The organism is Kribbella sp. NPDC003505 (assembly GCF_040610875.1).
In the GTDB taxonomy this organism is placed as follows: Bacteria; Actinomycetota; Actinomycetes; order Propionibacteriales; family Kribbellaceae; genus Kribbella.
This window is the reverse complement of record NZ_JBEXNA010000004.1, coordinates 302,223-321,819: the sequence shown is the minus strand read 5'-3', so window position 1 is coordinate 321,819 and position 19,597 is coordinate 302,223. Positions and strand designations below refer to the sequence as shown.

Here is a 19,597-nt window from a genome sequence, read left to right as displayed (position 1 = left end):
ATCTTTGCGAGCCTTGATCCGTGAGGTTGTGAACCAACGGATCGGGGAGTCGGATGAGCAAGGACCAGGACGAGAAGTCGCCGTACGGCGCCGGTTTCATCGCGGCCTGCATCGTCGTCAGCGCGGTGCTGATCTGCGGCGTCGTCATCATCTTCGCGGGCGGGCACGACGCCACCGCGGCGAGTGCCGCGGCCCAGCCGGTCGGCGCGACCTCGGCGCAGCACACCGACGATCCGGCATCCGCGCCTGCCACGTCCGGGGCCCCGGCGCCCGAGTCCAGCGGCGCAGGGAGCCAGGGGCAGACGAGCGTCTGCGGCCTTCCCGCGGGTGACCAAGCTCGTCCGTCGACGGCGCCGACGGCCGACGGCTGGGACGTCAGCCGGCGCGTCATCGTGCCGCGCTCCTCGACGTACGGGCCGGGCAAGACCGACACCGACGGCTTCCGGCACTGCTTCGCGCACTCGCCGACCGGCGCGGTCTACGCGGCGTACAACGCGATCGCGGCCATTGCGGACCAGAGCAAGCTCATCCCGACGGTGGAGAAGCTGATGGTTCCCGGGTCGGCGACCGACAGCCTGCTCCGCCAGATCGCCACGACGGAACCTTCGGGCGACCCCTCGACCGTCCAGGTCGCCGGCTACCGGATCATCGACGCCGGCCAGGACCGCGTGACCGTCATGCTCGCGATGCCCGTCGAGTCCGTGTACATGAGCGCCAACCTGACGCTGGTCTGGCACCACGGCGACTGGCGCCTCCAGCCCCCGCCACCGGGCGAGCCCGTCGGCGCCCCCTTCTCCCAGCACCGCGACCTCGGCGACTTCGTGAAGTGGAGTGGTATCTGATGTGCTCACCGATGGACATGAAGTGCCACGTGGTGGACGGCGTCCAGTCCGTTGCCAGCAGCTGGATCGAGACCGCCAATCGGACCTCGACCGAGTTCTTCTCGACGATCCTGAACTCACTCGCGACGTTCTGGGTCAAACCCAAGACCCCGGTCCAGCTCGCCACCAGCCCCGACGGCGGCCAGACCTGGACCGACACCAAGACGGTCGCGTTCGTGCACGGTCAGACGCTCAAGCTCACCCTTGGGATCCTCACCATTGCGATCGTCATCGCCGGAATGCGGATGGCGTGGGAGCAACGAGCGAAGCCGCTCCACGAGTTGCTCAAGGCGCTACTGACCTTCATCGTCGTCTCCGGAGCCGGGACGGCCGCGATCCAGCTCCTGATCACCGCGTCGGACGACTTCGCCGTCAAGGTCGTGAACGCCGCCATCGGACGCGAGTCGTTCTCGTCGACGATCCAGACCATGATGATCAGCCCGTCCGACTACGGCGGCAATTCGGGGATCACGTCCGCTCTGATGCTGATACTCCTCGGGCAGATGGCGGCGTGGGCGTCACTGATCCAAATCGTGTTGATGCTGATTCGATCGGCGATCCTGGTGCTGCTCGGTGCGACGCTGCCCCTCGCGGCGGCGGCGACCAACACCGAGGTCGGCAGAGCCTGGTTGAAGAAGTACTGCGCGTGGACCCTGGGCTTCATCGCCTACAAGCCGGCCGCGGCGCTCATCTACGCGGCCGCCATCAAGCTGAAGGACGACCAGATGCTCGGCTCGAACACCGGTCTGATGAAGTCGCTCACCGCCTTGATGATGATGCTCCTCGCGATCCTCGCCTTGCCGGCCCTTCTCCGCCTCGCGGTGCCGGTCACTGCGGCTGTCGCGGGCGGCGCGGCAGGGATGGGCGGTACAGGTCCTGACATGGGCTCGTTGCCGAGTGGCGCGATGAACGTCGGCTCATCCGGCGGCGCTCACGGCGGCCGCAGTGCGGCGTCGTCCGGTGGCGCGGGGGCATCCGGGGCTGGTGCGTCGGGGGCTGGGGCAACCGGGGCGGCGACCACTGGGGCGAAGGCTGCGGGTGGTGCGGCGTTGGGGCCGGTGGGCGTTGCCGCGGCCGCGGCGCGTAAGGCTGCTGGGGCGTTTGCTGGGGCGGCTGCTCACTCCGCGGGTGAAGCCGGCGGCGGTAGTTCCGGGGCTTCCATGCCCCGGTCGAGTGGCAGCCGACCGTCCGGCGGCGGTCGTGGGAACAGCCGAAGCTCGGGCGGCCGGACAAGCTCGTCCGGGCCGCACACCAGCCCCAAGGCCCCAGCCGGTGCCACTACCGGAGACGCAGGTCCCTCAGGCGGTTGGTGACGCCCGCGGGGCACGCGGTCCGAGCCAGCGCTCTGGCTTGCATCGCGCTTCCATCGGGCCCATGAGGTCCGGGCGGATGAAAGCATGGCGCGTATGGATCGAATCGCGCTGATCTCCGATGTGCACGGGAACCTGACGGCGTTGGAGGCGGTGCTGGCGGATCTTGGGGAGCGCGGGATCGGGCGGGTGTTCAACCTCGGGGACTACGTGGGGAAGGGGCCGCGCGGACAGGCTGTGGTGGATCGGTGTCGTGAGGTCTGCGAGGTGAACATCCTGGGGAACTGGGACGACTTCCTGCCTGATCCCGAGCGGTCCGAGGACAGTGAAGGGCTGCGGTGGTGGAAGAACGAGCTGCGGGAGGACCAGTGGGCCTGGCTGCGCGGGCTGCCGTTCTGCCATGACTTCCTGCTGAGTGGGCGGCAGGTGCGGTTGTTCCACGCCTCGTCGACGAGCGTTCACCACCGGATCGTGTTCGATCACGACGAAACGCAGTACGCGAGCTTCTTCGAGAACACTCCGGCGACCGGGGACGGGCCGCTGCCGGTGATTGTTGGGTACGCCGATATCCACGACCCGTTCTACGAGGAGGACCGCGGGCTGACGCTCTTCAACACCGGCTCGGTCGGCAACAGCCTCGGTGACCCGACACCCGGATACGTGATTCTCGAAGGGATCCTGGACTCGCCCGACCCGGCGCCGTACTCGATCCAGTTCGTCCGGGTTCCGTACGACGCGCACGCGGAGCTGGCGATCGCGCGCGACCTCGGGATGCCGGAGCTCGACGGCTACGAGGCGGAGATCATCCGCGGTGTGTACCGCACGACCTTCTACGCCGGCCGCGATCCCCGATACCACCGCCGACCGGCCTGAACGCGGTTTTCCCCAGGGTTATCCACAGCTGTGCATTGGTGCTGTCAGCAACGACCTGTTCACCTGATGCTCACTTCACCAGCAGGGCTTCGGATCCCACGGGCTTGTAGCCGGCCGCGAGGAAGGTGCGCAGCGAGGCAGCGTTGCCCGGCGTGACCTGGGCCCAGATCGACGCGTCCGGCCCGATCAACGCCCGGGCCGCCGCCGCGAGCCGTCGGCCGTACCCGTGACCGCGGGCGTCCGGCGGCACCTCGATCGCACACTCCAGCCGCCCGGCCAGGCCGCGGCCGGTCACCACGAGCCCGCCGTGCGCGTCGGCGTACACCCGGACGTCGTTGCGGTACCGCCAGGCGCGTTCGACCCGCGGGTGGTCGTGGTCCGCGAGTTCGGTCAGCCCGGCCGTCGCCGCGGCGCGCTCGGCCGGGTCGGCGAAGGCCGGGGCGAGCAGCATCGCGTCGATCGCGCTGACCCGGCGGCCGGTGAACTCCTCGAGCGCCGCGAGGAACGGCGGGTTCGTCGGCGCGGACAGATCGCCGGCCGGGATTCGCTCGGCGACCCATTCCGGATCGACGTCCGCGGCGATGACGATGTGGCCCGTGAAGGCGACCACGCACGACTCCCGGTGCGACGGCGCGGCGACGACGGTGAGCCCGAGATCCGGGGGCGGGAACACGCCGCGCTCGACGCCCCGCAGAATGGCAGCAAGAGATGTCATCACGAGCATTGTCGCGGAGATCCCGGGGCACGCTCGACGACGCCCTCCGAGGAGGCAGCAGGATGCGCAAACCGCAGCTGGTGAAGGCCGAGGGACTGCCGGAGCGGGTCACGATCTACGAGGTCGGGCCGCGGGACGGGTTGCAGAACGAGTCGGCGGTCGTCGACGTCGCGGTCAAGGCCGAGTTCATCCGGCGACTGGTCGAGGCGGGGCTGACGACGGTCGAGACCACGAGTTTCGTGCACCCGAAGTGGGTCCCTCAGCTGGCCGACGCCGCCGAGTTGCTCGACCAGCTGGAGTTGCCGGAGGGGGTCCGCGCGCCGGTCCTGGTGCCGAACGAGCGCGGCCTCGACCGTGCACTCGCGGCCGGGGTCCGGGAGATCGCGATCTTCGCGAGCGCGACCGAGACGTTCGCGGCGAAGAACCTCAACTCCACGCTCGACGACCAGTTCGCGATGTTCACGCCGACGATCCAGCGCGCGCTCGCCGAGGGTCTCGCGGTGCGCGGGTACGTGTCGATGTGTTACGGCGATCCGTGGGAGGGTGACGTACCGATCGACCAGGTGGTGAAGGTCGGTGCGCGGCTGGCCGATCTCGGATGCCACGAGCTGTCACTGGGCGACACGATCGGTGTCGCGACGCCGGGCCAGGTCGTCGCGCTGATCGGGGCGCTCGGTGCGGCCGGCGTCGGTGTGGACAAGCTCGCGGTGCACTTCCACGACACGTACGGTCAGGCGCTCGCCAACACGCTCACCGCGCTCCGCGAGGGCGTGACCACGGTCGACAGCTCCGCCGGTGGGTTGGGCGGCTGCCCGTACGCCGAGAGCGCGACCGGCAACCTCGCCACCGAAGACCTCCTCTGGCAGCTCGACGGCCTCGGCATCCACACCGGCGTCGACCTGGAGAAACTCGTCACCACCAGCACCTGGATGGCCACCCAACTGGGCAAGCCGTCCCCAAGCCGCGTAGTCCAAGCACTCGCCGGCTGACACTCGCCCAGTTGGCCGTGCCTCGCCCCTGCCCCTTCCGCTTCAAGTCTATCGACGTTGGCGATATCCCGGCCTGAGTTGTCCACAGGGTCGGGAACTGTCGGTGGGGCGAGTGAGGATGGGTGGGTGAGTGGGCAGCGGCAGCGGGTTGAGCTTGGGGGAGTTTTTGAAGGTTCGGCGAGGGCGGGTGGCGCCGGAGGATGTTGGGCTGCCGGGTGGGGGGAGGCGACGGACGCCTGGGTTGCGGCGCGAGGAGCTGGCGCAGCTGGCGGGAGTGGGCGTGACTTGGTACACGTGGCTCGAGCAGGGGCGGCCGATCAATGTGAGTGGGCAGGTGCTGGATGCGGTCGCGTCCACGCTGAGGCTCACACCGGTCGAGCGCGAGCATCTGTACCGGCTGGCGGAGGCGACGCCGGTGCGGTTGCCACGGACGTCGGACGGCGCGAGTGAGGCCGTGTTCGAGGAGATCGTCGAGGCGCTCGACCCGCTGCCCGCGGTGATCACGAACACACGCTTCGACATCGTCCGCGCGAACCGGGCGTACAACGACCTGTTCCACGACTGGCACCAGCTGCCCTGCATCCACAAGAACCTGCTCTGGTGCATCGTCACCGAGCCCGCGGCGCGGGCGCAGTTGCTCAACTACGACACCGAGGTCCCGTATCTGGTCGGCCGGCTGCGCTCGGCGTACGGCGAACACGTCGGCGACCCGGACTGGGAGACCGACCTCGACCGGCTGCGAGCGATCTGCCCCGAGTTCGCCCAGCTGTGGGCACGCCACGAGGTCGCCGCCTGCACGCCGCGCCTGCGCCGGATCCTGAACCCGGTCGCCGGCGAGCTGCACTTCACGATCACGGAGCTGGCCGTGTCGGCGCAGCCCGACCTGATCCTGTACGTCGAGACGCCGGCGGACGAGGGCACCCGCGCCAGGCTTCCACTCACTCGGAGGGAACGCGTCGAGCAGTCAGCGTGATTCGGGTGGGCCGCTGGAGGTTCGCCAGGTTGTCAGGCAGAACGGGTGGCCGGCCGGGTCCAGGAACACGCGGAAGGTGTCCGGTGCCGGCTGGACCTCGGTTGGCGTGGCCCCGGCGGCGATGACGCGGTCCTGCTCTGCGTCCAGGTCCTCGGCACAGAAATCCAGGTGTGCCTGCTGCGGGATTCGCGGGTCGGGCCAGGTCGGCGCGCGGTAGTTCAGGTCCCGCTGGAAACCGAGGCTGAACGCGTCGAACCGTAGCTCGACGAATGCGTCGGTGACGACGGCCAGCTCACCGCCGGCCACCTGCTGGTAGAACGAAGCGAGCGCGCGCGGATCCGGGCAGTCGAGCGTCGGCCCCCAGAACGGCGCCGTCACTGCTCGATCGGGCGGCGGATGCGCCGGACCAGGCTCTTGTCCGCGAACTGGCCGACGCGGTACGTCGACCAGCCGTCGACGCCGGCGCCCACGGCACCGCCGAGGAACGGCACGCGCCGGGTGACGGTCAACGCCATCCGCTTGCCGCTGATCCGGCCGATCAGCTCCGCGACGACCTCGCCGGAGATCTGCCGATCCAGCTCCGGGTCGAACACGGGCGCGGTCGCGATGACGAGCGGGGACGAGACCAGGCTCGACTTGCGCAGCCGGTCCGTCACGCCTTCCTCGCCGAGCAGGCAGGTGATCACCGCCGTCCGGACCCGCGGGTCGTCGAGGTCGTACCCGCGCAGGTGCGCGATCGCCGCGACCATCCGGCACTGGACGACCGCGAGGCCGGTCAGGTTCGCGGGCAGCGCGACGGGCAGCGTGGGCAGACCGCCGATGCTGGTGACGAACCCCTGCACGCCGGCCAGCCGGATGTGCTGGTCGATCACGGCCTCGATCGCGTCCGTGACGTCGCCGCCGCAGCGCTCCAGCTTGGTGTCCGCGATCCGCTCCGCGCCGGGGAACCGCTGGTACCCGTCGATCGCGACCTCGAGGATCTGGCGCAACACGCCGCCCGCTGCCGTCGGGGCGAACCGCTGGGCGGCGGGCGCGAGACTACTGGCGACGAACCTGGCTACTCCGGCCACGGTGCTCCTTCCCGCCCGGCTCCACGCGTCAGAACCCGGACGTGCTTCAACTGTACGTGGCTCTGCGTCCCTCGCCACTCGGGACAAACCCTCAGTGTCCCCTAGGTGAGAATGGTCGCGTGCCGATCGAACCTGCGCCGTCGTTGTGGGAGTTCCCGCCGGTCGGGGTGGCCGGGGGGAGTGACGTGGTCGCGGGCGGGGCCGACCTCGCGCCGGGGACCGTGCTCGCGGCGTACCGGCGGGGGCTGTTCCCGATGCCGGACCACCGCGGCTCGGTGCTGTGGTGGTCGCCGGTCGACCGGGGCGTGATCGAGGTCGCCGGTCACCAGCCGTCGCGGTCGATGCGCCGGGCGCGCGCCAAGTTCGAGATCCGGGTCGACACGGCGTTCGACCGGGTGATCCGCGCCTGTGCGGATCCGCGCCGCCCCGGCTCGTGGATCGACCGCGACATCATCGCGTCGTACACCGAGCTGCATCGGCTCGGCTGGGTGCACTCGGTCGAGGCCTGGGACGGCGACGAGTTGGCCGGCGGGTTGTACGGCGTCGCGATCGGCGGGCTGTTCGCGGGCGAGTCGATGTTCCACCACAAGACCGACGGCTCGAAGGCCGCCGTCGCGGGCACGATCGAGCTGCTGAACGACGAGTACGCCGCCGACCGGGTCTTCGACATCCAGTGGGTGACCGACCATCTGGCGACCCTCGGCGCGGTCTCGATCCCGCGGGAGACCTACGTACGCCGGGTCTCGGCGGCGCTCGACGTACCGCTGCCGAAGGCGTTCACCTGAGCCCGACGAAGGCCGCCATCTGCCGCGAGGCCGACGCGTAGAACTCGTCCGCCGGGTCCATCGAGCCCACCAGCTGGCCGAAGAGTTCGAAGCTGAGCATGCCGAAGAGCTGGGTCCACACGATGATCGTCCGGAGCAACACCGGGCGGGGGACGTCAGGCGCGAGCTCGACGAGCACCTCCACCTGTCGGTCCAGCAACCCGGACGGTTCGGGTGCGTCGGGCGGTGTGATCAGGCGGCCCGTCGCGTGGGCCCGCTGCAACAACCCCAGCAGCAAGAGGGGGACCCGCGCCGCCGGTTGGACCGTGGTCTGAGGCGCCTTGTAGCCGCTGATCGGCGACCCGTAGATCAGTGCGTACTCGTGCGGGTGCGCCCGTGCCCAGTCCCGGACGGCCGCGTAGATCGCCATCCATTCCTCGACCAGGTCGTCTCCGCCGGCCGCGCTCTCGGCTGCCTCGCCGAGAGCGTTGTACGCGTCGATGATGAGCGCGGTCAGCAGCTCGTCGCGGCTCGCGAAGTACCGGTAGAGCGCCGACGACACCATCCCGAGCTCCCGCGAGACCGCCCGCAGCGAGAGTGCCTCGGCTCCCACGGTCGCGAGCTGCTGCCGGGCGGCCGTCTTGATCTCCTCGGTCAGCTCGGCCCGGGCACGTTCACGGGCGGTACGTCCGGCATTCATGAGGTCAGTCTGCCACAAAACCGAGAGCAGTGCTCTTGACAATGAGCGGCGATCTGATGTTCACTGATCACAACAGAGAGCACCGCTCTCGGAAACCGCGAAGGAACCGCCATGACCGAGTACAAGCAGACCTACGACAGCAAGCGCGTGATCACCGCCTCCGAGGGCAGCATGCGGGTGTTCAACCGGATCGTCGCGCGGCTGACGAAGCTCGGTCTCAGCCTGATGGGCAGCCGGGTGCTGTCGGTCCAGGGCCGCAAGTCGGGCGAGTGGCGCAGCACCCCGGTGAACCTGCTGGTGATCGACGGCCAGCGCTACCTGGTCGCCCCGCGCGGGCACACCCAGTGGGTGAAGAACCTGCGGGTCAGCGGCACCGGCCGGCTGCAGTTGGGGAGCAAGGTGGAGACGTTCCACGCCGAGGAGGTCGCCGACGCCGACAAGATCCCGGCCCTGCGGCTGTACCTGAAGAAGTGGGCGTGGGAGGTCGGCACGTTCTTCAGCGGCGACGTCTCGAAGAACTCCCCCGACGAGGTCCTGCACCACATCGCGCCCGGCGTCCCGGTCTTCAAGATCAACTAGTGATAGGCCGCCGCCTGGATCCGGTACAGGTCGGCGTAGTGACCGTCGAGGGCCATCAGCTCGTCGTGGGTGCCGGTCTCGACGACGTGGGCTCCGTCCAGTACGACGATCAGGTCGGCCATCCGCACCGTCGAGAACCGGTGTGAGACCAAGATCGTGATCCGGCCGTCCGCGCCGTCGCGGGCCGCCTCGGCGTACCGCTCGAAGAGCGCATGCTCGGTCTCGGCGTCCAGCGCGGCGGTCGGCTCGTCGAGCACGAGCAGCAGCGGCCGGTCGCGCATGAACCCGCGGGCCAGCGCCAGCTTCTGCCACTGCCCGAAGCTGATCTCCGCCCCGTCCGGCCAGGTCGACCCGAGCTGGGTGTCCAACCCCGACTCGAGCCGCTGCAGCACGTCCTCCGCGCCGGCCCGCCCGACCGCGGTGGTGACCGCCGGCACATCGTCCAGGCGCGGGAGGTCTCCGAGCCCGACGCTGTGCACCGCGCGGAACTCGAACCGGAAGAAGTCCTGGAACGCCCCCGCGATCTTCGCCCGCCACGCCTCGGCCGGGATCCGGGCCAGCGGCCGGCCGTCCAGCAGCACCTGGCCGCTGCTCGGCTCGTACAACTTGCAGATCAGCTTCACCAGCGTGGACTTGCCGGCGCCGTTCTCGCCGACGACCGCGATCACCTTGGCGGCCGGGAGTTCGAGGTCGACGTCCTCCAGCGCGGGACGCGACGCACCGGCGTACGAGAACGACACGTGATCCAGCCGGATGCCGTCGACGAGCCGCTCGGGGGCGGGCTGATCCGCCGTGCTGTCGAACGAGGCCGCGTAGTTCTCCAGCCAGACGAGCCGCCGCGACCCGTCCAGCCAGATGCCGCGCAGGAACCCGATCTCGCCGACGGTCGCGCCGACGTACGCCGACAGCCGCGCACCGGCCGCGAGGATCAGCAACACGTCACCGACCGAGCCGTTCAGACCCGACGCGACGAACAGCACCGCGCCGACGTACGCCGCGCCGAAGATCGCCCACGCGATTCCGTGCCAGACGGCGCTGGTCCAGCGCGCGGCGGCCATCGGCCGGTACCACTGCTCCCACTCGCGGCGACGTCCCGCGACGAGATCGGCCCCGATCCCGGTGACGCGGACCTCCTTGCCGGGGGCGGCCGTGGTCGCGGTCTTGAACAGGTGCTGGGCGAGGCGATAGTGCGCGGAGTACCGCTCTTCGACCTCGCGCTCGACACCGGGACGCCAACTGGAGCTGACAACGGTCGGCAGGGCGAACACCAGCAGCAGCGCGAGGGAGGGATGGATCGACATCAGCAGGGCGACCGTCACCGCGAGCCGCAGGATCCAGCCGCAGGTGGAGAACAGCGACATGTACATGTGGTCCAGCACGAAGACCTGCTTGCGCAGGACGGCCAGCCGATCCAGGTAGTCACGCCGCTCGTGGTGCTCGACCGTCGCGACCGACGCCTGCAGCCGAGCGACGTGCGCCTCCAGCATGATCGTCACGCGGTCGCGGAACCGGCGCGAGATCCGCGTCGACAACGTCCGCAGGAACCAGGTGGCGGTCACCGACACCGCCAGGCCGCTCGCGGCCAGCAGAGTCGCGCGTCGATCCCCGGCCAGCACGCCGTCCGCGAGGATCTTCAGCCACAACGCCAGCAAGGCGTCCGGTACGGCGGCCAGCAACGTCATGACGAAGGCGGCGACCAGCAGCCCCGGCTCGTGCTGGTAGCCCAGCTTGCAGAGCCGCCACATCGCCGGCAACGCGCGAGGCAGGTCGTCAGAGCGTGTCATAGCTGAGCCCTTCCTCGTCGACCTCGGCCGTGAAGCGTTGCGCCTGCAGGTCGAACATCGTCCGGTATCGCCCGCGGAGTGCCATCAGTTCGTCGTGACTGCCGAGCTCGACGACGCGGCCGTGCTCCAGTACACAGATCCGGTCGGCGTGCCGCACCGTCGAGAACCGGTGCGAGACGAGGATCGTGGTGACGTCGCGAGTCGCGGTCAGGATCCGGTCGAAGATCGCCGCCTCGCCGCGAACGTCCAGCTGGGCGGTCGGTTCGTCGAGCAGTACGAGACCCGCGCCCTGCCGGACCGCGCACAGGGCCCGTGCCAGCGCGACGCGTTGCCACTGTCCGCCGGACAGATCGGTGCCGTCGCCGTACCCGGTCGCCAGCCGGGTGTCGAGGTCGGCCAGGTCGGCGGCGCCGGCGTCCGCGAGGGCGGCCCGGATGTCGTCGTCGGGAGCGCCGGCCGGTGCGACGTTGTCCCGCAACGACAGCTCGAGTTTGAGGAAGTCCTGGAAGACCGCGGCGACGCGGGTCCGCCACGCGTCGACGTCGAGGTCCCGCAGATCGGTGCCGTCGACCCGGATCGTCCCGGAATCCGGGTCGTACAACCGGCACAGCAGCTTGGCGAGCGTGGTCTTGCCGGCGCCGTTCTGACCGACGACGGCGAGTGACGAACCGGCCGGGACGGTCAGGTCGAGCCCGTCGAACACCTGCCGATCGCCCTGTGGATAACCGAAGCTGAGCCCGCGCAGTTCGATCCCGACCGCGCCGCGACCGCCCGCCTCCGAGCCAGGCGCCAGAGGGCTGGGCGTCGGAGAGCCAGGCGCCAGGGATCCAGAGGCCAGCGCGCCCGCCGGAGCCATCGCGGGCTCCAGCCGGTGAACGGCGGCGACCGGCGCGGCCGCTCCGTCGAGCGCCCAGTTCAGCCCGCCGAACGCGATCATGCCGACCCCGATCGCGACCTGGGCGAAGACCACCAGACGGTCGACCGGCAGCCGTCCGTCGATCGCCGCCGCGCCGAGCGCCCAGAACACGAGACCGTTGGCCACTGCGATGATCAGCAGGCTCCAGATCATCGGGCGCTCGCGCAGACGCGTCGCGGCGTACTGCAGCTCGAAGAGGCGGCGGCGCCGCTCGGTGAAGCGCCGTACGGTCCAGTCGGCCAGACCGAACAGCCGCAGCTCCTTCGCCGCGTCGGGCTCGACCGCCAGCTCGTACGCGTAGTTGGCGTGCCGCTGCGCCGACCGGACCTCGGCGGTGTTGCGGTCCTTCCAGACACCGCTCTCCCGGAGTAGCCAATGCGTCGCGGACCACGCGACCACCAGCACCAGCGGAGCCCACCAGCTGAACCCGAACAGCACCACCGCGGACGCGACCCCGCCGACGAGCTCGACCAGGCTGCCGGCGACGAAGTCGACGTTGAGGTACATCGGTGGACCGGTCTGGCCGTGGTCGAACTCGCGCGCGACGGTCAGGTCCTCGCTCAGCTTCGGATCTTCGAGATGTCCGATCCCCGGTGGCCCGACACAGGCCTTGGCGAGCTCGTCGTTCAGGTACGCCGCCACGCGGCTGCCGAGGTTGGCGCTGACGGCCTGATGGACCGGCGTCAGCACCTGCATCAGGATGAACGTCACCCCCATCAGCGCCAACGGCCCACCCAGCGCCGCGCTGTGCTGCACCGCGCCCACCATCCGCCCCATCGCGATCGCAAAGACCGCCGGCAGCGCACCGCGGGCGATCAACAGCACCCACCAGGCGATGGCCAGCCCGCGATCGGCCCGCGGCAGCACCCCGAAGAACTGCCACTCAGGACGGCTCAGCAACCGACTAACCATCTCCTCACGATGACACCACCCACCGACAGAAGTCTTGAACGTTTGCCGGATCAGTCCTCAGTCGGCGTGGAGGTGAGTTCGGCCTCCAGTTCGGCAACACTCGGTAGTGCGGAGCGGAACTCGTCGGGGAGCGACTTGTTGATCGCGTCCGTCCATTCCGCCACCCCGATCGGTGCCTTGAATCCTTTGAGTGCGTACTCCGCGACGACTTGGTTCTTGGTACGGCAGAGCAGGAGACCGATGGTCGGCTTGTCCCCTTCCTTCGCGAGCACGTCGTCGATGACCGCCATGTAGAGGCCGAGTTGGCCCAGGAAGGCGGCGTTGAACTTCACCGCCTTCAGCTCGATCACCACGTAGCACCGCAGCTCCACGTGGTAGAAGAGCAAGTCGCAGAAGAACTCCTCGCCGTCCAGGTCCAGCCGGACCTGCTCGCCGACGAACGCGAAACCTTGGCCGAGCTCCAGCAGGAACTTCCCGACGTGCTCGACCAGCTTCTGCTCGAGCTCTCGCTCCCGCCAGCCGTCCGAGGAGCCCAGGAAGTCGAACAGGTACGGGTCGCGCGTCGCCTGCTGCGCCAGGTCGGACTCCTCCGGCAGCATCGCGGTGGCGAAGTTGGTGACGGCCTTGCCGGCGCGCTCGTGGAACCGGGCGTCGATGTGCAACGCGAGCACGTCGCGACTCCACCCGCGCTCGACGGCAGCCGCGGCGTACCACGACCGCACGTCGGCGCCGTCGATCTTCGTCAGCAGTGCCAGGTGGTGGTACCACGGCAATTGTGCAAGCGGCGCTTGCACAATTGCCTCCATCGGCCAGGCGGCAGCGAAGGCCCGCATGTACTTCAGGTTGCGCGGCGAATACCCGGTCGCGCCGGGGAAGCGGGTCTTGAGGTCGGTGGACAGCCGGTCGATCACCTTGCTGCCCCACCCTTCGTCGTGTTGTCTCTTCAGGATCTCCTGCCCGATCGACCAGTAACTCACCAGCATCTCTTGGTTGGCGGCGCTGACAGCTCGCCGGTGGCCGGTCGCCACGTGGGTGGAGATCCTGTCGAGCAGGTCCGGGTACCAGTCAGGAAGTGAGGATCGGGCAGGGGCGCTCTCGAAGCGCGGGGTCTTGTCGTTCACAGGACCAGGCTTTCGCCGGGGACCTGTGTGACACGAAGGCCATTCCGGGGCATCGGCGGGCAGATGAGGAACTTCGGGCGGGTGGAACGGGCGCATCCCCGGGCAGATCGGGGCAGATCGGGGCAGTGGCTGCGAAGATGGCCGCATGATCACGCCTGAGGAGTTGAACGCGGCGCCGAAGGTCTTGTTGCACGACCACCTGGACGGCGGGCTGCGGCCGGGGACGGTGCTGGAGCTGGCGCGCGAGATCGGGCATCAGCTGCCGCGGACGGACGCCGCCGAGCTGGGTGCGTGGTTCGTGGAGTCGGCGGACTCGGGGTCGCTGGAGCGGTACCTGGAGACGTTCGACCACACGGTCGCGGTGATGCAGACCGCTGAGTCGATCACGCGGGTCGCCAGTGAGTGCGTGCAGGATCTCGCGGCGGACGGCGTCGTGTACGCCGAGGTGCGGTATGCGCCCGAGCAGCACCTGACCCGCGGCCTGACCCTCGAACAGGTCGTGGACGCGGTCCGTGAAGGGTTCGAGCACGGTATGTCGGTGGCGGAGCGGCCGATCGTGGCGCGGCAGCTGCTGACCGCGATGCGGCACAAGGCACGCTCGCGAGAGATCGCCGAGCTGTCGGTCGCGTACCGCGACGCGGGCGTGGTCGGCTTCGACATCGCCGGCGCCGAGGCGGGCTTCCCGCCCACCCGGCACCTGGACGCGTTCGAGTACCTGCAGCGCGAGAACGCACACTTCACCATCCACGCCGGCGAGGCGTTCGGGCTGCCGTCGATCTGGCAGGCGATCCAGTGGTGCGGCGCGGACCGGCTCGGGCACGGCGTCCGGATCATCGACGACATCACCCGTGACGGCGACAAGGTGGAGCTCGGGCGGCTCGCGGCGTACGTCCGGGACCGGCGGATCCCGCTGGAGATGTGCCCGAGCTCCAACCTGCAGACCGGCGCGGCCGAGTCGATCGCCGACCACCCGATCGGCCTGCTCGCCAAGCTCCGCTTCCGGGTCACGGTCAACACCGACAACCGCTTGATGAGCGGTACGTCGATGAGCCGCGAACTCGCCCTGCTCGCGGAGGCCTTCGGCTACGGCCTGCACGATCTGCGCTGGTTCGCGATCAACGCGATGAAGTCCGCCTTCATCCCGTTCGACGAACGACTCGCGTTGATCGACGACGTCATCAAGCCCTGGTACGCCTCACACTGACCGCTGGTACGTGCGGAAGGCCCGGGTCGAGAGCCAGCCGACGATCAGCGTGAAGGCCAGCAGATAGGCGGAGTGGCGCCCTACCGATGACCAGTCCGGGGAGGCGGCCAGGGACTCCCGGGCGGCGATCGTGGCCCAGTCGACCGGGTTGTAGCGGGCCGCGACGTTCACCCAGTGCGGTGCCACCGTCGGGTCGATCATGATCGACGACATGAACGTCAGCGGCAGTGAGACGAACTGGAAGATCCCGATCAGCGCCTCCTGCTGACGGGTGAGCAGCGCCACCGCGTTCGACAGCGATCCGAACGCCAGGCCGACGAGGACCGACGCGGCGATCGTGACCAGGTAGCCGACGGCCCCGCCGTCGTACCGGGCGCCCGCGGCGATACCGATCGCGAACACCAGGATCGTCTGGATGAACGTGGTCGTCGCGTTGCTGAGCAGCTGCCCGGCCATCAGTCCGCCGCGGCTGACCGGTGAGGCGAGCAACCGGTCCATCACGCCGCGCTCCATGTCCTGGATGAACGACGTACCGCTCCAGCCGCTCGTCATCAGTGCCGTCATCATCACGATCCCCGGTGTCAGGAACGCGATGTACGACGAGTCGCCGAAGCCCGGGATGTGGACGACGCCCTGGAAAAGCTGCCCGAACAGCAGCAACCAGATCGCCGGCTGCACCAGCGTGAACGCGATCAATGCCGGCTGCCGGTACGAGGCCCGCGTGAACCGTCCGAAGACAAGACCCGTGTGCGCGATCATGCCGCCTCCTCCGTCACGCGGAACGAACGGCCGGTGAGCTGCAGGTACACGTCGTCCAGCGACGGCCGCGACACCGTGACCGCGACGACCGGAATCGCCTTGTCCTCAAGGGCTCCCAGCACTTCCGGTACGGCGGTGGCGCCGCGGTCGACGCGGGCGCGCAGACTGTTGCCCTCGACAAGGACCTCGTCGATCCCGGGCAACTGCGCGAGCAGCGAACGAACCGTCCCGTCGGTGTCCGGATCGACCAGCTCGACCTGCACCGAGTCGCCACGCAGACCGGCCTTCAACTCCTCGGGGGTGCCTTCGGCGACGATCCGGCCGTGGTCGACGATCGCCAGCTGGCCCGCCAGCCGATCGGCTTCCTCCAGGTAGTGCGTGGTCAGCAGCACGGTCAGGCCTTCCTGCCCGGACAGCCGCAGTACTTCGTTCCACAGATCGGCGCGCGCCTCCGGGTCGAGACCGGTGGTCGGCTCGTCCAGGAACAGCACCTTCGGCCGGTGCACCAGGCCGAGCGCGACGTCCAGCTTGCGCTGCATACCGCCGGAGTACGTCCGTACCGGGCGGTCGCCGTGGTCGGACAGCCCGAACCGCTCCAGCAGGTCACGGGCGCGCTGCACGGCGTCCTGGCGGGACAGGCCGAAGATGCGGCCGCTCAGCACCAGGTTCTCCATCCCGGTCGCCATCGGATCGGAGCTGGCCTTCTGCGGGACGTACCCGATCGCGTGCCGCACCTGGTCCGACTCGCGGTTCACGTCGTACCCGGCGACCCGGGCGCTGCCGGAGTCCGCCCGGGACAGCGTGGTGAGGATCTTGACGGTGGTGGACTTCCCGGCGCCGTTGGGCCCGAGCAGCCCGAGGACGACGCCTTCCGGAACGCTGACGCTGAGGCCGTCGAGCGCGCGGAGCGGGGGTTTCTTCCGGCCGGCCGGGTACGTCTTGACCAGGTCGGCCGCTTCGAGGGCATGCGTAGCCATCACGTGACTCCCTTGTGGGTGGGGAGCCGGTCCGGGCTGGCTATCCTGATGGTTGTGCCCTTGGGTGCCAGGTCTTCGGACCGACTCGAGGAACCGCGGCCCTTGACCCTGGTGTTGCCGCACCGTGGGTCGAGGGCCGTCTTTTATCTTGCTTCCGGTGGCATCGCCTTCATCCAGGCGAAGTCCTGCCCGAAGTACTTGACGGGATCCTTCAGTTGCTCGGCCGGGCTGATGCCGTCCTCCAGATAGTGCTTCCACGCCTGCCGCCAAAAGTGCGAGCCGCTCAGCTCGCCCGTGCGGATCTCGTCGACGAGCTGGTGGATGTACGACGACTCCGCGCGCAGCAGCGCCAGCCGGAACTCGGACTCGACCCAGAAGATCCGCGGGAAGTCCATCGAGGCCATGTGATCGTGGGTCGCGATCGCCTGCTCGATGTCGGTGTCGATCGCCTTGACCCGCTGCTCGAGCAGCTCCACGGCGCGTTCCGGCTGCAGGCCGGGGAGGTACGACAGCCCGGCCTCCAGCGGGTGGAACTCCCGCGTCGGCGTCCCGAGCAGCTCGGACAGCCAGTCGGTGAACTCGGCCTGGCCGGCGTCGGTGATCTGGTAGATCGTCCGCTCCGGCCGGTTGCCTTCCCGGACCGTCTCCCGCGCCTCGATGAAGCCGTGCTTCTCGAGCGACGCGACGACCGAGTACAGCGAGCCGTAGTTCACCTTGATGCTCTGGTCCTTGCCGCGCGCGCGGAGCATCGTCGAGATCTCGTACGGATGCATCGGCCGCTCGCTGAGGCTGCCAAGCACCGCGAACGCGAGCGGGTTCGCCACTCTCCGTCGCGCCATACCGGTCTCCTCGATCTCGATTACTCGAAATCGAGTATTAGCTCACGAGTATCCGATGTCAAGTAGTCAGCCAGGCGAACGCTCGCGCTCCCAGGCTGCGGACCCGGACCGCCGACAGCGCCCGGTACGCCGGCTCCTCGACGTACTTCGTCAGCAGCCAGGCGAGCCCGATCACGCCGATCATCGCGCCGGCCACCTGCAGCAGCCGGTCCGCGCCGAGCTCCATCAGGCGGTAGGCGATCAGGTACCCGACCACCTGGTTGAGCAGGTAGAGCCCGAAGGAGATCCGAGCCAGGAACTGGATCGGCCGCCGGAGCCGGGTGAACATCGTCCAGTCCGGGCCGCGGGCGGCCAGTGCAACGAGCACCAGCAGCGCCCCGATACCTAGGGATGACGGTAGGTCCGCGGTGTGTGCGTGCTGCGCAAAGACGGTCGCCGCGAGCAGTGCGGCGAGATGGACGACGCCGATCCGGCGCTGCGCCCACAGCCAGATCGCGATGCCGATCGCGAACAGTTGCAGGCGATGCAGGCCGAGACCGTTCCAGGCCTGCTGCACCCAGAGCGGGCTGTGGCCGATGCGGTCGTTCCACTGCAGGACGACCGGCGCGATGATCATGATCCAGAGCAGTGTGGTGATCCGCTGCCCGAGCCCGCGCGGCCGGAGCAGTGCCGCGGCGGCGAATGCCATCAGCTGCAGCGGCAGCGTCCAGTACGAACCGTCGATGAGCTTGACGCCAGGGTCGAACGAGGCTGCCAGCGTGAGGTTGCTCCACAGGTCGCGCGGCGTTGGCAGGATCCAGTTCCGGGGCGCGAGCAGCACCACGACCAGATAGGTGAACACGACGGCGATCAGGTACGGCGGGAGCACGCGGCACACCCGCCGCCACAGCCACCGGTACGTCGAGCCCTCCGGATCGTCACGCAGACGAAGTGCGCGCTGATCACCAGCAGGATGCTGGCGCCGACCTGGAACGGGTACGGCCCGAGCGGTCGGCCGAGCTCAGGGTGCAGGAACGGACCCATGTACGTCGTGTGGGTGAACATCACCGCCAGCACCGCCAGGACGCGCATCACGTCCCAGCTCAGCCGGCGTGCGGTCCTGCCCGGGGGGCGGTCCGGCGTCGTCACAACCACTCCACCTGTCCGTCGCTGTTACCCCCCTGTGACCTTACGCAGAGCAGGGGGTGGCGATGCAAATCGGTCCGGTGATGCCTTCCTCACACCGGGCGGATCAGGTGGCACAGCGCCAGCCATCGGCCTCGACGACAATCAGCCGGCGGTTTGGAAGGTGCGGCGGTAATCCTGGGGTGGCACGCCCACCACCCTGCGGAAGTGATGCCGCAGCAGGGCGGACGTCCCGAATCCTGATTCCGCGGCGATCTGCTCGATGCCCATCCGGGTCTGTTCGAGCAGTGTCCGGGCGCGCAGCACGCGCTGGGTGGTGACCCACTTGAGCGGCGTCGTGCCGGTCTCGGCGACGAAGCGGCGGGCGAACGTGCGCTCGGACATCTGCGCCCGGCGGGCCAGTGCGGGCACGGTGTGGTCGACGGTCAGGTTGTCGACCATCCAGTCCAGGACCGGCTGCAGGCTCTCCCCGGACGACTCCGGCACGGGCACCTCGACGTACTGCCGCTGGCCGCCGTCGCGCTGCGGCGGGACCACCATCCGGCGGGCGATCCGGGTCGCGACCGCGCTGCCGAGCTCGCGGCGTACCAGGTGCAGCGCGGCGTCGATGCCGGCCGCGGTGCCGGCGCTGGTGATGATGTTGCCGTTGTCGACGAACAGCACGTCCGGGTCGAGCTTCGCGGACGGGAACTGGTCGTGGAACTTGTCGATATAGCGCCAGTGCGTGGTGCAGGCCCGGTCGTCGAGCAGGCCGGCCGCGCCGAGCACGAACGCGCCGGAGCAGACCGTCAGCAGGATCGCGCCGCGCGCGTCGGCCCGCCGCAGCGCGTCCAGGATCCGCTCGTCGTACGCGTGCCGCCAGGTGGTGGCCGGGATGCCGATCAGGTCGGCGTCCTCGAGCTCCTCCAGCCCGTACGGCGCGACCACCTGGGAGTGCGAGCTGGTCTCCATCGGGACGCCCGGCGTGGTCGAGCACACCTTGAAGTCGAACGGCGGCACTCCGTCGTCGGTGCGATCGATGCCGAAGACCTCGGCGAGCACTCCGAACTCGAACAGGGCGACGTCCTCCATCAGGACGACAGCGATCTTCTGCAGCATCCAGCCAG

21 protein-coding genes are annotated in these 19,597 nt (G+C 69.3%); 8 read left to right on the top strand and 13 right to left on the bottom strand.

Going from position 1 to position 19,597, the window contains the following annotated elements:
• Positions 1-53: 53 nt before the first annotated feature.
• From ABZX12_RS15295 to ABZX12_RS15285, 3 genes are all read left to right on the top strand, one after another.
• Positions 54-842, top strand: a complete 789-nt coding sequence (locus tag ABZX12_RS15295; protein ID WP_355693476.1) for a hypothetical protein — start codon at positions 54-56, stop codon at positions 840-842.
• Positions 843-853: 11 nt separating this feature from the next.
• Positions 854-2,194, top strand: a complete 1,341-nt coding sequence (locus ABZX12_RS15290) for a hypothetical protein (protein WP_355693475.1) — start codon at positions 854-856, stop codon at positions 2,192-2,194.
• Between the two features lie 93 nt (positions 2,195-2,287).
• Positions 2,288-3,064 carry a metallophosphoesterase family protein gene (locus tag ABZX12_RS15285; protein WP_355693473.1) on the top strand — a complete coding sequence of 259 codons (777 nt, stop codon included), beginning with the start codon at positions 2,288-2,290 and terminating at the stop codon, positions 3,062-3,064.
• A 70-nt stretch (positions 3,065-3,134) separates the two neighbouring features.
• Here ABZX12_RS15285 and ABZX12_RS15280 read toward each other — a convergent pair whose 3' ends face one another.
• Entirely contained in the window at positions 3,135-3,779 is a 645-nt protein-coding gene (locus ABZX12_RS15280; RefSeq protein ID WP_355693471.1) for a GNAT family N-acetyltransferase, read from the bottom strand.
• Between the two features lie 62 nt (positions 3,780-3,841).
• Between ABZX12_RS15280 and ABZX12_RS15275 the strand changes: the two genes are divergently transcribed.
• Complete coding sequence (locus ABZX12_RS15275) at positions 3,842-4,768, top strand: hydroxymethylglutaryl-CoA lyase (protein ID WP_355693469.1); 927 nt, start codon at positions 3,842-3,844, stop codon at positions 4,766-4,768.
• 130 nt (positions 4,769-4,898) lie between these two features.
• A complete protein-coding gene (locus ABZX12_RS15270) occupies positions 4,899-5,741 on the top strand; it encodes a helix-turn-helix transcriptional regulator (RefSeq protein WP_355693467.1) in 843 nt (280 codons plus the stop codon).
• Here ABZX12_RS15270 and ABZX12_RS15265 read toward each other — a convergent pair.
• Together ABZX12_RS15265 and ABZX12_RS15260 are read right to left on the bottom strand one after the other, a co-directional pair.
• Positions 5,733-6,119, bottom strand: coding sequence for a VOC family protein (locus ABZX12_RS15265; protein ID WP_355693465.1), 387 nt, complete (start codon positions 6,117-6,119; stop codon positions 5,733-5,735). The two genes, ABZX12_RS15270 and ABZX12_RS15265, sit on opposite strands and share 9 nt — an antisense overlap.
• Positions 6,116-6,811, bottom strand: a complete 696-nt coding sequence (locus ABZX12_RS15260) for an EcsC family protein (RefSeq protein ID WP_355693464.1) — start codon at positions 6,809-6,811, stop codon at positions 6,116-6,118. Before ABZX12_RS15260 ends, ABZX12_RS15265 begins: the two co-directional genes overlap by 4 nt.
• Positions 6,812-6,930: 119 nt before the next feature.
• Here ABZX12_RS15260 and aat point away from each other — a divergent pair, with 119 nt between their 5' ends.
• On the top strand, positions 6,931-7,596 hold the full coding sequence (gene aat / locus ABZX12_RS15255; RefSeq protein ID WP_355693462.1) for a leucyl/phenylalanyl-tRNA--protein transferase: 666 nt from the start codon (positions 6,931-6,933) through the stop codon (positions 7,594-7,596).
• On the opposite strand, the gene ABZX12_RS15250 is transcribed toward aat, so the two are convergent.
• Entirely contained in the window at positions 7,589-8,275 is a 687-nt protein-coding gene (locus ABZX12_RS15250; protein ID WP_355693460.1) for a TetR/AcrR family transcriptional regulator, read from the bottom strand. The genes aat and ABZX12_RS15250 overlap by 8 nt on opposite strands.
• A 111-nt stretch (positions 8,276-8,386) precedes the next feature.
• Here ABZX12_RS15250 and ABZX12_RS15245 point away from each other — a divergent pair, with 111 nt between their 5' ends.
• Positions 8,387-8,854, top strand: a complete 468-nt coding sequence (locus ABZX12_RS15245; protein ID WP_355693458.1) for a nitroreductase family deazaflavin-dependent oxidoreductase — start codon at positions 8,387-8,389, stop codon at positions 8,852-8,854.
• Here the strand turns inward: ABZX12_RS15245 and ABZX12_RS15240 are convergent.
• Genes ABZX12_RS15240 through ABZX12_RS15230 form a run of 3 tightly spaced genes read right to left on the bottom strand, consistent with a single transcriptional unit; the run spans position 8,851 to position 13,587 of the window.
• On the bottom strand, positions 8,851-10,638 hold the full coding sequence (locus tag ABZX12_RS15240; RefSeq protein ID WP_355693456.1) for an ABC transporter ATP-binding protein: 1,788 nt from the start codon (positions 10,636-10,638) through the stop codon (positions 8,851-8,853). The genes ABZX12_RS15245 and ABZX12_RS15240 overlap by 4 nt on opposite strands.
• Complete coding sequence (locus tag ABZX12_RS15235) at positions 10,625-12,466, bottom strand: ABC transporter ATP-binding protein (RefSeq protein WP_355693455.1); 1,842 nt, start codon at positions 12,464-12,466, stop codon at positions 10,625-10,627. The genes ABZX12_RS15240 and ABZX12_RS15235 overlap by 14 nt, the downstream gene beginning before the upstream one ends.
• A 50-nt stretch (positions 12,467-12,516) precedes the next feature.
• On the bottom strand, positions 12,517-13,587 hold the full coding sequence (locus ABZX12_RS15230; protein WP_355693453.1) for a PDDEXK nuclease domain-containing protein: 1,071 nt from the start codon (positions 13,585-13,587) through the stop codon (positions 12,517-12,519).
• Positions 13,588-13,732: 145 nt separating this feature from the next.
• Between ABZX12_RS15230 and ABZX12_RS15225 the strand changes: the two genes are divergently transcribed.
• Positions 13,733-14,791: an adenosine deaminase gene (locus ABZX12_RS15225; protein ID WP_355693451.1), complete on the top strand. Its 1,059-nt coding sequence runs from the start codon at positions 13,733-13,735 to the stop codon at positions 14,789-14,791.
• On the opposite strand, the gene ABZX12_RS15220 is transcribed toward ABZX12_RS15225, so the two are convergent.
• From ABZX12_RS15220 to ABZX12_RS15195, 6 genes are all read right to left on the bottom strand, one after another.
• Positions 14,783-15,550 (bottom strand): ABC transporter permease, encoded by a 768-nt coding sequence (locus tag ABZX12_RS15220; RefSeq protein ID WP_355693450.1) that lies wholly within the window; start codon positions 15,548-15,550, stop codon positions 14,783-14,785. The two genes, ABZX12_RS15225 and ABZX12_RS15220, sit on opposite strands and share 9 nt — an antisense overlap.
• Positions 15,547-16,527 carry an ATP-binding cassette domain-containing protein gene (locus ABZX12_RS15215; protein WP_355693448.1) on the bottom strand — a complete coding sequence of 327 codons (981 nt, stop codon included), beginning with the start codon at positions 16,525-16,527 and terminating at the stop codon, positions 15,547-15,549. The genes ABZX12_RS15220 and ABZX12_RS15215 overlap by 4 nt, the downstream gene beginning before the upstream one ends.
• A gap of 143 nt (positions 16,528-16,670) precedes the next feature.
• A complete protein-coding gene (locus ABZX12_RS15210; protein ID WP_355693446.1) occupies positions 16,671-17,366 on the bottom strand; it encodes a PadR family transcriptional regulator in 696 nt (231 codons plus the stop codon).
• Between the two features lie 58 nt (positions 17,367-17,424).
• Entirely contained in the window at positions 17,425-18,234 is an 810-nt protein-coding gene (locus ABZX12_RS15205; RefSeq protein ID WP_355693444.1) for an acyltransferase family protein, read from the bottom strand.
• Positions 18,216-18,494 carry a hypothetical protein gene (locus tag ABZX12_RS15200; protein WP_355693442.1) on the bottom strand — a complete coding sequence of 93 codons (279 nt, stop codon included), beginning with the start codon at positions 18,492-18,494 and terminating at the stop codon, positions 18,216-18,218. Before ABZX12_RS15200 ends, ABZX12_RS15205 begins: the two co-directional genes overlap by 19 nt.
• Before the next feature lie 141 nt (positions 18,495-18,635).
• A complete protein-coding gene (locus ABZX12_RS15195) occupies positions 18,636-19,589 on the bottom strand; it encodes a helix-turn-helix domain-containing protein (protein WP_355693440.1) in 954 nt (317 codons plus the stop codon).
• Between the last annotated feature and the right edge of the window lie 8 nt (positions 19,590-19,597).

Bases quoted from the DNA above. Each gene is read 5' to 3' on its own strand.
- ABZX12_RS15295 (WP_355693476.1), top strand. From the start codon at position 54: ATGAGCAAGGACCAGGACGAGAAGTCGCCGTACGGCGCCGGTTTCATC.
- ABZX12_RS15290 (WP_355693475.1), top strand. From the start codon at position 854: ATGGACATGAAGTGCCACGTGGTGGACGGCGTCCAGTCCGTTGCCAGC.
- ABZX12_RS15285 (WP_355693473.1), top strand. From the start codon at position 2,288: ATGGATCGAATCGCGCTGATCTCCGATGTGCACGGGAACCTGACGGCG.
- ABZX12_RS15280 (WP_355693471.1), bottom strand. From the start codon at position 3,779: ATGACATCTCTTGCTGCCATTCTGCGGGGCGTCGAGCGCGGCGTGTTC.
- ABZX12_RS15275 (WP_355693469.1), top strand. From the start codon at position 3,842: ATGCGCAAACCGCAGCTGGTGAAGGCCGAGGGACTGCCGGAGCGGGTC.
- ABZX12_RS15250 (WP_355693460.1), bottom strand. From the start codon at position 8,275: ATGAATGCCGGACGTACCGCCCGTGAACGTGCCCGGGCCGAGCTGACC.
- ABZX12_RS15245 (WP_355693458.1), top strand. From the start codon at position 8,387: ATGACCGAGTACAAGCAGACCTACGACAGCAAGCGCGTGATCACCGCC.
- ABZX12_RS15240 (WP_355693456.1), bottom strand. From the start codon at position 10,638: ATGACACGCTCTGACGACCTGCCTCGCGCGTTGCCGGCGATGTGGCGG.
- ABZX12_RS15235 (WP_355693455.1), bottom strand. From the start codon at position 12,466: ATGGTTAGTCGGTTGCTGAGCCGTCCTGAGTGGCAGTTCTTCGGGGTG.
- ABZX12_RS15225 (WP_355693451.1), top strand. From the start codon at position 13,733: ATGATCACGCCTGAGGAGTTGAACGCGGCGCCGAAGGTCTTGTTGCAC.
- ABZX12_RS15220 (WP_355693450.1), bottom strand. From the start codon at position 15,550: ATGATCGCGCACACGGGTCTTGTCTTCGGACGGTTCACGCGGGCCTCG.
- ABZX12_RS15215 (WP_355693448.1), bottom strand. From the start codon at position 16,527: ATGGCTACGCATGCCCTCGAAGCGGCCGACCTGGTCAAGACGTACCCG.
- ABZX12_RS15210 (WP_355693446.1), bottom strand. From the start codon at position 17,366: ATGGCGCGACGGAGAGTGGCGAACCCGCTCGCGTTCGCGGTGCTTGGC.
- ABZX12_RS15195 (WP_355693440.1), bottom strand. From the start codon at position 19,589: ATGCTGCAGAAGATCGCTGTCGTCCTGATGGAGGACGTCGCCCTGTTC.